The sequence below is a fragment of the Isoptericola sp. NPDC056605 genome, from assembly GCF_042792795.1.
Lineage (GTDB): Bacteria > Actinomycetota > Actinomycetes > Actinomycetales > Cellulomonadaceae > Isoptericola.
On the sequence record NZ_JBHTVT010000026.1, the window covers coordinates 61,800 to 73,223 of the forward strand.

The 11,424-nt window shown below is 75.0% G+C and carries 12 protein-coding genes; 10 read left to right on the forward strand and 2 right to left on the reverse strand.

All coding sequences use genetic code 11. From position 1 onward, the window contains the following. The first annotated feature begins 94 nt into the window (after window positions 1-94). The 5 genes from ACFQ8Y_RS20295 (at window position 95) to ACFQ8Y_RS20315 (ending at window position 3,414) form a co-directional block, all read left to right on the forward strand. Window positions 95-1,210, forward strand: a complete 1,116-nt coding sequence (locus ACFQ8Y_RS20295) for an alcohol dehydrogenase catalytic domain-containing protein (protein ID WP_430586561.1) — start codon at window positions 95-97, stop codon at window positions 1,208-1,210. Then, on the forward strand, window positions 1,207-1,989 hold the full coding sequence (gene fabG, locus ACFQ8Y_RS20300; protein WP_430586562.1) for a 3-oxoacyl-ACP reductase FabG: 783 nt from the start codon (window positions 1,207-1,209) through the stop codon (window positions 1,987-1,989). Before ACFQ8Y_RS20295 ends, fabG begins: the two co-directional genes overlap by 4 nt. Then, window positions 1,986-2,450, forward strand: a complete 465-nt coding sequence (locus ACFQ8Y_RS20305; RefSeq protein WP_430551813.1) for a MaoC family dehydratase — start codon at window positions 1,986-1,988, stop codon at window positions 2,448-2,450. Before fabG ends, ACFQ8Y_RS20305 begins: the two co-directional genes overlap by 4 nt. 58 nt (window positions 2,451-2,508) lie before the next feature. After that, window positions 2,509-2,709, forward strand: coding sequence for a hypothetical protein (locus ACFQ8Y_RS20310; protein ID WP_430586563.1), 201 nt, complete (start codon window positions 2,509-2,511; stop codon window positions 2,707-2,709). Window positions 2,710-2,928: 219 nt separating this feature from the next. Further along, window positions 2,929-3,414, forward strand: a complete 486-nt coding sequence (locus ACFQ8Y_RS20315) for a pyridoxamine 5'-phosphate oxidase family protein (RefSeq protein WP_430586564.1) — start codon at window positions 2,929-2,931, stop codon at window positions 3,412-3,414. A 3-nt stretch (window positions 3,415-3,417) separates the two neighbouring features. Here ACFQ8Y_RS20315 and ACFQ8Y_RS20320 read toward each other — a convergent pair whose 3' ends face one another. Both ACFQ8Y_RS20320 and ACFQ8Y_RS20325 read right to left on the reverse strand, forming a co-directional pair. Next, complete coding sequence (locus ACFQ8Y_RS20320; RefSeq protein WP_430563750.1) at window positions 3,418-4,644, reverse strand: acetyl-CoA C-acetyltransferase; 1,227 nt, start codon at window positions 4,642-4,644, stop codon at window positions 3,418-3,420. A 65-nt stretch (window positions 4,645-4,709) separates the two neighbouring features. Beyond that, window positions 4,710-5,966 (reverse strand): acyl-CoA dehydrogenase family protein, encoded by a 1,257-nt coding sequence (locus tag ACFQ8Y_RS20325; RefSeq protein ID WP_430586565.1) that lies wholly within the window; start codon window positions 5,964-5,966, stop codon window positions 4,710-4,712. 99 nt (window positions 5,967-6,065) lie between these two features. Here ACFQ8Y_RS20325 and ACFQ8Y_RS20330 point away from each other — a divergent pair, with 99 nt between their 5' ends. The 5 genes from ACFQ8Y_RS20330 (at window position 6,066) to ACFQ8Y_RS20350 (ending at window position 11,367) form a co-directional block, all read left to right on the forward strand. Next, on the forward strand, window positions 6,066-6,785 hold the full coding sequence (locus tag ACFQ8Y_RS20330) for a QsdR family transcriptional regulator (RefSeq protein ID WP_430551807.1): 720 nt from the start codon (window positions 6,066-6,068) through the stop codon (window positions 6,783-6,785). A 41-nt stretch (window positions 6,786-6,826) separates the two neighbouring features. Then, a complete protein-coding gene (locus ACFQ8Y_RS20335; protein ID WP_430586566.1) occupies window positions 6,827-7,228 on the forward strand; it encodes an acyl-CoA thioesterase in 402 nt (133 codons plus the stop codon). Between the two features lie 123 nt (window positions 7,229-7,351). Then, the gene (locus ACFQ8Y_RS20340; RefSeq protein ID WP_430586567.1) at window positions 7,352-8,455 is read left to right on the forward strand and encodes a phosphotransferase family protein; all 1,104 of its coding nucleotides are present in this window, start codon (window positions 7,352-7,354) and stop codon (window positions 8,453-8,455) included. A gap of 1 nt (window position 8,456) precedes the next feature. Further along, window positions 8,457-9,674 (forward strand): acyl-CoA dehydrogenase family protein, encoded by a 1,218-nt coding sequence (locus tag ACFQ8Y_RS20345; protein ID WP_430586568.1) that lies wholly within the window; start codon window positions 8,457-8,459, stop codon window positions 9,672-9,674. Between the two features lie 67 nt (window positions 9,675-9,741). Next, window positions 9,742-11,367: an AMP-binding protein gene (locus ACFQ8Y_RS20350; protein WP_430586569.1), complete on the forward strand. Its 1,626-nt coding sequence runs from the start codon at window positions 9,742-9,744 to the stop codon at window positions 11,365-11,367. The last annotated feature ends 57 nt before the right edge of the window (window positions 11,368-11,424 follow it).

Below are 11,424 nucleotides of genomic sequence, written 5' to 3' on the forward strand. Positions count from 1 at the left end.
GTGTACGCTGCTCCCGACATACCGCGCAGTCGGTATGTCGGGAGGACGGGCGCCCGGGAGCAGACTGGGGCCCTCATCGACGAGGAGGTCGACCGTGCAGATCGTGGGCGCCGTGCTGGACCGCACCGGAGCACCCCCGCCGTACGCCTCCTCCGGAGCGCTGCGCACCAGCACGCTCGACCTCGACCCGCCCGGGCCGGGCGAGCTCCTGGTCCGCATCGAGGCCGCGGGGCTGTGCCACTCCGACCTGAGCGTCGTGGACGGCAGCCGCGAGCGCCCCGTCCCCATGCTCCTCGGCCACGAGGCCGCCGGGATCGTGGAGGCGGTCGGCGAGGGCGTCGAGGACGTCGCCCCGGGCCGCCGCGTCGTCCTGACGTTCCTGCCGCGGTGCGGGAGCTGCGCCGCCTGCGCCACCGACGGCCGGCTGCCCTGCACGGTCGGCAGCGCCGCCAACGCCGCCGGCACCCTGGTGGGCGGCGCGGTGCGGCTGCGCCGCGGCTCCGCCCCCGTCCACCACCACCTGGGCGTCAGCGCCTTCGCCACCCACACCGTCGTGCACCGCACCTCCGTGGTCCCGGTGGACGACGACGTGCCCGCCGACGTCGCCGCCCTGCTGGGCTGCGCGGTCCTCACCGGCGGCGGCGCCGTGATCAACGCCGGCCGCCCGGCTCCCGGCGACCGCGTGGCCGTCGTCGGGCTCGGCGGGGTGGGGATGGCCGCGCTGCTCGTCGCGCTCGCCCTGGGGCACGAGGTGCTCGGCGTCGACCCGGTGCCCGCCAAGCTCGAGCTGGCGCGCGGCTTCGGCGCCGCGGCCGCCACGCCTGCCATGGCTCTCGACGACGGCGCACGGGCGCCCGTCGTCGTCGAGGCCGCCGGGTCGGCGCGCGCGTTCGAGACCGCGCTGGCGCTCACCGCGCCCGGCGGCACCACCGTGACGGCCGGGCTGCCCGGCCCCGACGCCCGCGCGTCCGTCGCGCCGCTGACCCTGACGGCCGAGGCCCGCACGGTCGTGGGCTCCTACCTCGGGTCGTCCGTGCCGAGCCGCGACGTCCCGCGGTACGTCGACCTCTGGCGGGCGGGCCGCCTGCCGCTCGAATCACTCGTCTCGGCCCGCATCGGGCTCGAGGACCTGCCGGCCGCCCTGGACCGGCTCGCCGCCGGCGCCGAGCTGCGCCAGCTCATCACCTTCGACGAGAGGATCACCGCATGACCGCCACCGCCGACTCCACCTCGCGCGCCACCCCGCGCGTCGCCGTCGTCACCGGGGCCGCCCGCGGCATCGGGGCCGCGACCGCCCGCCGCCTGGCCGCCGACGGCCACGCCGTCGCCGTCCTCGACCTCCTGGAGGAGCAGGCCGCCGCGACCGCCGCCGACATCGTCGCCGGCGGCGGGCGCGCCATCGGCCTCGGCGTGGACGTCGCCGACGCCGCGGCCGTCGAGGCCGCCGTCGCGCGCGTGACGGACGAGCTCGGCGCGCCGACGATCCTGGTGAACAACGCCGGGATCCTGCGCGACAACCTGCTGTTCAAGATGTCCGAGGACGACTGGGACGCCGTGCTGCGCGTGCACCTGCGCGGCGCGTTCGTCGCGACGCGGGCCGTGCAGGCGCACATGGTCGCCGCGGGCTGGGGCCGCGTCGTCAACCTGTCCAGCACGTCCGCGCTCGGCAACCGCGGCCAGGCGAACTACTCCGCCGCCAAGGCGGGCATGCAGGGGTTCACCAAGACGCTCGCGATCGAGCTGGGCAAGTTCGGCGTCACCGCCAACGCCGTGGCGCCCGGCGTCATCGCCACCGACATGATCGCCGAGACCGCCGAGCGCATCGGCATGACGCCCGAGGAGTTCCACGCCGCGGCGGCCAAGGACGTGCCGGTCGGCCGCGTGGGCCGGCCGGAGGACATCGCCGCCGCCGTGGCGTTCTTCTGCTCCGAGGAGGCGTCGTTCGTCTCGGGCCAGGTGCTCTACGTCGCCGGCGGGCCGAAGGCGTGACCGCGGCCATCCAGGTCTCCTCCCCCGCCGCGCTGGCCGACGCCGTCGGGCAGCGGGCCACGGGCGAGTGGTTCACGATCGCGCAGGAGCGCATCGACGCGTTCGCGGACGCCACCGAGGACCTCCAGTGGATCCACGTCGACCCGTGGCGCGCCGCCGACGGCCCGTTCGGCACGACGATCGCGCACGGGTTCCTCACCCTGTCGCTGCTGCCCCGGCTGGCGTCGTCGCTGGTCGAGGTGGGCGGCGTCGCGATGGCGATGAACTACGGCCTGGACAAGGTGCGCTTCCTGCATCCCGTGCCCGTCGGCTCGCGCGTCCGCGCGACGACGGAGCTCACCGGCGCCGAGACCGTCGCCCAGGGCGTGCGGCTGGCCTCGACCGTCACCGTCGAGATCGAGGGGGTCGACAAGCCGGCGCTCGTCGCGCAGACGCTGGCGCTGTACGTCCCCGAGGTGTGAGCACCTGTCCTGCCCGGCCAGAGCGGTCGGGCAGGACGCGCGGGGTCATCCTCACGGTATGACCACGCCGGTGGAGATGACGACGATCAAGGTGCCTACCGCGGTGCGCGACCGACTCAGGGCGCGCGCGGAGGCGCAGCACATGACCCGGGGCGAGGCGCTCGGACGGCTTCTCGACGAGGCGGGCGACGAGAACATCCAGGCCTACATCACCGACGCCATGGACTCCTGGGGCGAGGCTCTGGAACGACTCGCGTGACGAGGTACGTCACCCTGCCGACGCCCACGCCGTCGTCGACCGCAACGCCCGGCTCGTGCGCGACCTCGGCCTCCTGGACCCCGTGTGCCAGAGGCCGAGGGCACGCATGGACTCGGCCAACCGGCTGCACCCGCTGCACGACGGGAACGAGCGCCTGTCACTGATCCTCGTGCACGTCCACCACGCCATGAACGGGCGCCGGTCGGGCAGGATGCTGCCATGACGACGAACCCGCAGGTCGCCCCCGGTCCCCGCCCGCGCGACCAGCGCCGGGCCGACACCCTGGCGATCCTCCGCACCCCGGCGCGGGACGTGTGGGTCGCCACCGCCTCGGTGTCCCCCGACGGCACGCCCGTGCCCTACCTGGTCCCGCTCTCGCTGGCGTGGGTCGACGACCGGGTCGTCCTCGCGCTCGAGGCGACGTCGCGGACGGGCCGCAACCTGCTCGCCACCGGCACCGCGCGCCTCTCGCTCGGAGCGACGCGCGACGTCGTCATGATCGACGCCGTCCTCGAGCGCTCGGTGCGGGTCGCGGAGGCGCCGCCGGAGCTCGCCGAGGGCTACGCCGCGCAGGCGGACTGGGACCCGCGCCCGGGCGGCGAGCACGACGTCTACCTCGTGCTGCTCCCGCGGCGCGTCCAGGCCTGGCGCGAGGTGGACGAGCTGGCCGGCCGCACCCTCATGCGCGACGGCGAGTGGCTCTGAGCGCTACCCGACCCGCTCCAGCACCATCGCCATGCCCTGCCCGCCGCCGACGCACATGGTCTCCAGCCCGTAGCGGCCGCCCGACACCTCGAGCCCGTTGATGAGCGTCGACGTGATGCGGGCGCCGGTCATGCCGAACGGGTGCCCGACGGCGATGGCGCCGCCGTGGACGTTGAGCCGCTCGTCCTCGATGCCCAGCTCGAGGGCCGACGCGATGACCTGCGCGGCGAACGCCTCGTTGATCTCGACGAGGTCCATGTCGTCGATCCCGAGGCCCGCGCGGGCGAGCGCCTGGCGGCTCGCCCCGACCGGCCCCAGGCCCATGATCTCGGGCGACAGGCCCGTGACACCGGTCGACACGATGCGCGCCAGCGGCGTCAGGCCGAGCTCGTCGACGACGCGGCCGGAGACCACGACGACGGCCGCGGCGCCGTCGTTGAGCGGGCACGCGTTGCCCGCGGTGACCGTGCCGTCGGGGCGGAACACCGGGTCGAGGGTCGCGAGCCTCTCGACCGTCGTGCCCGGGCGCGGGCCGTCGTCCGCGGACACCACCGTGCCGTCGTCGAGCGTGACGGGCGTGATGTCCCGCGCCCAGAAGCCGTCGGCGATCGCCGCCTCGGCGCGCTGCTGGCTGCGCGCCGCGAACTCGTCCTGGTCGCGGCGCGAGATGCCGCGCAGGTCCGCGACGTTCTCCGCCGTCTGCCCCATCGCGACGTACGCGTCCGGCAGGGCCCCGTCGGCGCGCGGGTCGGTCCAGGTCCCGGCGCCGCCGACGGCGCGCTTCGCCGTGCGCTCCAGCGCGTCGGCGAAGCGGGGGTTGGTGAGGTCGACGCCGGGGATCTCGTCGCTCGACCCGACGGCCATGCCGCTCACGGACTCGACGCCCGCGGACACGAAGACGTCGCCCTCCCCCGCCCTGATGGCGTGGAACGCCATGCGCGTGGTCTGCAGGCTGGAGGAGCAGTAGCGGGTCACGGTGGTGCCGGGCACGGAGTCCCAGCCGTTCAGCACGGCCACGACCCGGGCCATGTTCATCCCCTGCCGGCCTCCGGGCAGCCCGCAGCCCAGCAGCAGGTCGTCGATGCGCGCCGGGTCGAGCCCCGGCACCTGCTCGACGGCCGCGGCCACCATCCGCGCGGCGAGGTCGTCGGCGCGGACGTCCTTGAGCGAGCCCTTGTGCGCGCGGCCGATCGGCGAGCGCGCGGTGGCGACGATGTACGCCTCGGTCATGTCGTGTCTCCTTGGGGTCGGTGCGGTCGGTGCGGCTCGGTGGTGCGAGGGAGCGGGCGGGCCGCTCAGACGAACGCCGCGTGGCCGGTGATCTCGCGGCCCACGATGAGGTTGTTCATGTCCCGGGTGCCCTCGAACGTGTACACGGCCTCCGCGTCGGCGAAGTACCGCGCGACGCCGGTGTCGAGGGTGATGCCGTTGCCGCCGCAGGCCTCGCGGCACAGCGCGACGGTCTCGCGCATGCGGGTGGTGACGAAGGACTTGGCCATCGCGGCGTGCGCGTCGCGCTGCGTCCCGGCGTCCTGCAGCTGGGCCACGCGCACGCACATGGCGAAGCTCGCGGTGACGTTCGCGTACGCCGTGGCGAGCTTGTCCTGGATCAGCTGGTAGCTGGCGATCGGGTGGCCGAACTGCTCGCGCTGCCTCGTGTAGGCCACGGCCGCCTCGTAGGCGCCGACCATGGTGCCGAGCGCCTGCCAGGACACGCCGTCGCGGGTCACGCGCAGCACCTGCGCGACGTCGCGGAAGCGGTCGATGCGCTGCAGCCGGTCGGCCTCGGCGACCTCGACGCCGTCGAGCACGATGTCCGCGTTCTGCACGATGCGCAGCGACTGCTTGCGCTCGATCTTGGTGGCGGTGAAGCCCGGCGTCCCCTTCCGGACGAGGAAGCCCTTGACCTGGTCGTCGTCGGTGTCCTTGGCCCAGACCACGACGACGTCGGCGAAGGTCGCGTTGCCGATCCAGCGCTTGGCGCCGTGCAGCGTCCAGGTGTCGCCGTGGCGGGTGGCGGTGGTGCGCAGCCCCTTGGCCGTGTCGGAGCCGGAGAGCGGCTCGGTGAGGCCGAAGGCGCCGATGACGTCGCCGCTCGCCATCGGAGGCAGCCACTGCGCGCGCTGCTCGGGCGAGCCGCCGAGGCCGATCGCGCTCATCGCGAGCCCGGAGGACACGCCGACGAAGGTGCAGAACGAGGAGTCCACCCGGGCGAGCTCCATGCCGATCCAGCCGCGGAACACGGCCGAGCTCTCGAACGGCGCGCACTCGGGCCACGCCGCCCCCACCGTGCCCAGCTCGGCGAAGGGCTTGAAGAGGTGGACGGGGCACTCCGCGCGCTCCCAGTAGTCGTCCGCGAGGGGCCGCACCTCGCGCTCCATGAACTCGCGCACGGCGAGGACCGCCTCCTGCTCCCGGGGGGTGAGCAGGTCCTGGAAGCCGTAGAAGTCGGCGTCGAGCACCGCGGGGCCGGTGGTCGGGCCGGTGGTCGGGCCGGTGGGGGTGCCGGTGGTCGTGCCGGCGGTCGTGGGGACCGGGGAGGTGAACGTCATCGTTGCTCCGATCGTCGTCGAACGCGACCAGTGTGCACCCCCGTGCATCATTTTCCAAGATGTTGCACGAACCCCGAGCCGCGACACTAGGCTGCGGTCATGCCGGACAGCGCCACGAGCACCCCGACCGCCATTCACGACGACGGGCACGACGACGGGCACGACGGCGCGCCGATCGCGACCGTCGGCCTCGAGGCCGCGCCCACGCCGCTGTCCCTGCGCCTGGCGCCCGGCGCCCACGCCGACGCACGGCGCGCGTTCGACCTCGCGCGCGAGACGTTCGTCGCGGGCCGGCGCCTCGACATGGGCCCCCTGTCCACGAGCCTCGGCGTCGACCGGACGTCCGTGTTCCGGTGGGTCGGCAACCGCGACGCCCTCCTCACCGAGGTGCTGTGGTCCCTCGCCGTCCCGACGCTGGTCCAGGCCGACCGCGCGACGGCGTCCGAGCGCGGGGCGGAGCGGGTCGCCGACCTCCTCACGCACTTCGCGGGCGACCTCATCGCCGCCCCCTACTTCCGGGACTTCCTCGCCCGCGAGCCCGCGCGCGCCCTGCGGCTGCTCACCACCAAGGCCAGCCCCATCCAGCACCGTTTCCTCGCGACCTGCGAGTGGCTGGTGCGCACCCATCTCGGCGACTCGCCGTTCGACGGCGACGGCGGGGGCGGGAGCGGCATCGACCCGGCGTCGCTCGCCTACCTGCTGGTCCGGGTCTCCGAGTCGTTCACCTATGCCGACCTCATCACGGGCGAGACGCCCGAGGCAGGCCGCGCCGCCGTCGCGTTCCGGCACCTGCTGCGGGTGCCGTCGACCCCCGCCTGACCCTCCCGCCGAACCTGTCCCCTGCGACCTCTGGAGCACCGATGCCCCGCGCCCGCCACCCGTTCCCGCTGCGGTGGAACGACAACGACCAGTACGGCCACGTCAACAACACCGTCTACTACGCCGCGATGGACACCGCCGTGAACGCGTGGATGATCGCCCGCGGCGGGCTGGACCCGCGCGGCGACGTGATCGGCCTGTGCGTGGCGTCGTCGTGCGAGTTCCGCGCCCCGGCGTCGTACCCCGAGGAGCTGGAGGTCGGGATCGGCGTGGAGCGCCTGGGGCGCACCAGCCTCACGTGGGACCTGCACGTGCTCCGGGCCGGCGGCGACGAGCCGATCGCCGTCGGCCGGTTCACGCACGTGTTCGTCGACGAGCCGTCCCGGCGGCCGGTGCCCGTGCCGGACGGCGTCCGGCAGGCGGTCGTCACGCTCCAGGACTGACCGGCGACCGACCGGAACAGCCCCCGCGCGCACCCCGGGACGACCTGGTCGCACCACATACCGACTGCGCGGTATGCTCGCTCGAGCCCCGGGACGATCCGGGTCGACGGAAGGTGGTCATCGATGACCGACGTGCCCGGACTGGACACCGCAGGGCTGCGGGCGTGGCTGGAGCGGGAGCACCCCGAGCTCACCGGCGGAGAGCTCACCGCGAGCGTGATCGCCGGCGGCCGCAGCAACCTCACGTACCGGGTCGACGGGGCCCGCCTGCCGCTCGTCGTGCGGCGCCCGCCGCTGGGGCACGTGCTGTCCACCGCGCACGACATGCGCCGCGAGCACCGGGTCGTCACCGCGCTCGCGGACGGCCCCGTCCCGGTGCCGCGCACCGTGGACGTCGTGGACGACACCGCCCGGGGCGAGGTCACCGGCACGGTCTTCTTCGTCATGGAGCACGTGGCCGGCACGGTGCTGTCCCGGCCGGGGCAGAACTCCGCGTTCACGGCGGGCGGCCTGCACGCGCTCGGGCTCGAGCTCGCCGAGGTGCTCGCCGACCTGCACGCCGTGGACCCGGCCGCCGTCGGGCTCGCGGACTTCGGCAGGCCCGACGGCTACCTCGGCCGGCAGCTCGCCACCTGGCGGCGCCAGTACGACGCCTCCCGCAGCCGCCCCCAGCCCCGTCTGGACGCCCTGCAGGACCGGCTCGCGGCCAGCGTCCCCGACTCCGGCGGTCGGGCCGGCATCGTGCACGGCGACTACCGCCTCGACAACGCGATCGTCGCCGGGCCGCCCGACGCCCCCCGCGTCGCCGCCGTCCTCGACTGGGAGATGGCCACGCTCGGCGATCCCCTCGTCGACCTGGGCATGCTCGGCCTGTACTGGGACATCCGCGGCCTCACCGCACGCGACGGGACCGACGGAGGGTCGGACGACGGCGCGCTGAGCGCCGTCGTCCCCGGCGCCGGCTACCCGGAGTTCGCCGCGCTCGTCGACGCCTACGCCGCGCGGTCGGGCACCGCGCCGCCGGACCTGTCCTGGTACCGCGCGTTCGCCGCGTACAAGCTCGCGGTGATCCTCGAGGGCATCCACTACCGCTACCGGGCGGGCGAGACCGTCGGCGAGGGCTTCGACCGGATCGGCGCCCTCGTGGACCCGCTGGCCGAGGACGGGCTGGCGCACGCGCCCACGACACCGGCGCCCGCACCGGCCACGCCGGCGAGGAGGGCCTGACATGGACTTCGCCCCCGACGCCCGCACCGCCGAGCTCACCGACCGGGTCCGCGCGTTCCTCGACGAGCGGGTGCTGCCCGCGGAGCCGGTGCTCGACGCGCAGCTCGCGGCCGCCCCGGACGACTGGTCGCCGCCGCCGGTGGTGCGTGAGCTGCGGGCCGCCGCGCGCGAGCAGGGCCTGTGGAACCTGTTCCTTCCCGGGGACGGGCCCGCGGGGGAACGCGGCGCGGGTCTCACGAACCTGCAGTACGCGCCCCTCGCCGAGCTCACCGGCTGGAGCCCCCGGCTGGCCCCGGCCGCGTTCAACTGCGCCGCGCCCGACACCGGCAACATGGAGCTGCTCGCCCACTTCGGCACGCCCGACCAGCAGCGCGAGTGGCTCGACCCGCTGCTCGACGCACGCCTCCGGTCGGCCTTCTGCATGACCGAGCCGGGGGTGGCCTCGAGCGACGCGTCGCAGATCGGCACCCGCATCCGCCGCGACGGCGACGAGCTCGTGGTCAGCGGCCGCAAGTGGTGGTCCACGGGCGCGATGAACCCGGGCGCCGCGCTGCTCGTCGTCATGGGCAAGACGGACCCGGACGCGCCCCGGCACCGGCAGCAGTCGATGGTGCTCGTGCCGCGCGACGCGCCCGGCGTGCGGATCGTGCGGCCCCTGAACGTGTTCGGCTACGACGACCGCGACCACGGCGGCCACGCCGAGATCGCCTTCGACGACGTCCGTGTGCCCGCCGCGAACCTGCTGGGCGGCGAGGGCGACGGGTTCGCGATGGCGCAGGCACGCCTCGGGCCCGGCCGCATCCACCACTGCATGCGCGCCCTCGGCATGGCCGAGCGGGCGCTGGCGCTCGCCGGGCAGCGGGCGCGCGAGCGCTCCACGTTCGGCCGCCCGCTCGCCGAGCAGGGGGTGGTCCGGGAGTGGGTCGCCACCTCTCGGGTGGAGATCGAGGCGCTGCGCCTGCTCGTGCTCAAGACCGCCTGGCTCATGGACACCGTCGGCAACCGGCAGGCCATGCGCGAGATCCAGGCCATCAAGATCGCCGTGCCGCGCGCGGTCCAGGCGGTCCTCGACCGCGCGATGCAGCTCTTCGGCGCCGCCGGGCTGTCCGGCGACCAGCCGCTCGCCGAGATGTTCGCCGCGGCCCGCGCCCTGCGGCTCGCCGACGGCCCCGACGAGGTGCATCTCGGCTCCCTCGGGCGGGCCGAGCTGCGCGCCTGACCGCCGGCCGGCCCACGGCCCGGTATGCCCCCTCCGTCCACGATCGACGACGACGAAAGGACCGGACATGACCCCGACCCCCGACCCCCGCACGGGCTCCCCCGGCCCCGCGCCCGACGGTTCCGCCGTCGACGGCCCCGGCTTCGGCACGCTGTCGGCGGCGTCGCTGCTCGCGGAGACGGCGCGCCGCCACCCGGACTACCCGGCGCTGCACTTCGCGGGGACCACCACCACGTACGGCGAGCTCTGGGACCAGACCCGCGCCTACGCCGGGGCCCTGGCCGCCCGCGGGATCGGGCGCGGCTCGCGCGTGGCGATGGTCGTGCCGAACGTGCCCGACTTCGCGCGCGTCTACTACGCCACGCTCGCGCTGGGCGCCGTGGTCGTGCCGATCCACCTGCTGTTCCGGGCGGGCGAGATCGAGTTCGTGCTGCGCGACAGCCGGGCCGACGTCGTGGTCGCGGCCGCTCCGCTGCTCGCCGAGGCCGCGCCCGCCGCCGAGCGCGCGGGCGTGCCCCTCGTCACGGTGCTCGCCCCCACCGCAGAGCAGGGCGGGCTCGCCCTCCCCCGCCTCGAGGACGAGGCCGCCGCCGCGACCCCGGTGGAGCGGCACACGGCGGTGCATCCCACGTCGGCCGCGACGATCCTCTACACGAGCGGCACCACCGGGCTGCCCAAGGGCGCCGTCGGCTCGCACCTCGCCGCGGTGGAGCAGGTGCACTGCTCCCTCATCGACTCCTTCGACCTGCGGCACGACGACGTCGTCTTCGGCGGGCTCCCGCTGTTCCACGCGTTCGGCCAGATGGCGGTGATGAACTGCGCGTTCCGCGTCGGCGCGTCGGTGGTGCTGCTCCCCCGGTTCGACCCGGACCAGGCGCTCGAGCTCCTCGTGGCGCACCGGGCCACGGTGTTCACCGCCGTCCCGACCATGTTCGTCGGGATGCTGGAGGCCGCCCGGCGCAGCGACGCCCGGCCGCCGCTGCGGTACGCCGTCTCGGGCGGCGCCGCGCTGCCGGTGAGCGTGCTCGAGGAGTTCGCCGCCGCCTACGGGGCCGAGGTGCACGAGGGCTACGGCCTCACGGAGACGTCCCCCAGCGTCTCCTTCAACACGGTCTTCGAGCCGATCCGGCCCGGCACGGTGGGCCGGCCGATGTGGGGCGTGGACGTGGCGGTCGCCGACGCGGTGATCGACCACGAGGTGCACCTGCTGAGCGAGCCCGGCGCGCTCGGCGAGGTCGTGGTGCGCGGGCACAACCTGCTCAAGGGCTACCTCGGGCGCCCGGACGCGGACGCCGCGGCCGTCGTCGACGGCTGGTTCCGCACCGGCGACCTCGGCACCCTCGACGCCGACGGGATCCTCGCGATCACCGACCGCAAGAAGGACATGATCATCCGCAACGGGTACAACGTGTATCCCACCGAGGTGGAGGCGACGCTGGTGTCCCACCCCGACGTCGCGCTGGCCGCCGTCTTCGGCGTCGCCGACCCGGTGCACGGGCAGGAGATCCACGCCGCCGTCGTGCCGGCCGACGGGCGCACGCTCGACGCCGACGCCCTCGTCACCTGGGTCCGCGAGCGCGTGGCCGCGTTCAAGTACCCGCGCGTCGTGCACGTGGTGGACGAGCTCCCCCTCGGCCCGAGCGGCAAGATCCTCAAGCGCGAGCTGCCCGGCCGCTTCGCCCCCGTCCCCTGACAGGTGGTGAGCGCGAGAACGGGGACTGTTCGTCGACGAACAGTCCCCGTTCTCGCG

What these genes read in the sequence shown, in the direction of transcription:
- fabG (WP_430586562.1), top strand. Translation starts at nt 1,207, where the DNA reads ATGACCGCCACCGCCGACTCCACCTCGCGCGCCACCCCGCGCGTCGCC.
- ACFQ8Y_RS20310 (WP_430586563.1), top strand. Translation starts at nt 2,509, where the DNA reads ATGACCACGCCGGTGGAGATGACGACGATCAAGGTGCCTACCGCGGTG.
- ACFQ8Y_RS20315 (WP_430586564.1), top strand. Translation starts at nt 2,929, where the DNA reads ATGACGACGAACCCGCAGGTCGCCCCCGGTCCCCGCCCGCGCGACCAG.
- ACFQ8Y_RS20320 (WP_430563750.1), bottom strand. Translation starts at nt 4,644, where the DNA reads ATGACCGAGGCGTACATCGTCGCCACCGCGCGCTCGCCGATCGGCCGC.
- ACFQ8Y_RS20325 (WP_430586565.1), bottom strand. Translation starts at nt 5,966, where the DNA reads ATGACGTTCACCTCCCCGGTCCCCACGACCGCCGGCACGACCACCGGC.
- ACFQ8Y_RS20330 (WP_430551807.1), top strand. Translation starts at nt 6,066, where the DNA reads ATGCCGGACAGCGCCACGAGCACCCCGACCGCCATTCACGACGACGGG.
- ACFQ8Y_RS20335 (WP_430586566.1), top strand. Translation starts at nt 6,827, where the DNA reads ATGCCCCGCGCCCGCCACCCGTTCCCGCTGCGGTGGAACGACAACGAC.
- ACFQ8Y_RS20340 (WP_430586567.1), top strand. Translation starts at nt 7,352, where the DNA reads ATGACCGACGTGCCCGGACTGGACACCGCAGGGCTGCGGGCGTGGCTG.
- ACFQ8Y_RS20345 (WP_430586568.1), top strand. Translation starts at nt 8,457, where the DNA reads ATGGACTTCGCCCCCGACGCCCGCACCGCCGAGCTCACCGACCGGGTC.
- ACFQ8Y_RS20350 (WP_430586569.1), top strand. Translation starts at nt 9,742, where the DNA reads ATGACCCCGACCCCCGACCCCCGCACGGGCTCCCCCGGCCCCGCGCCC.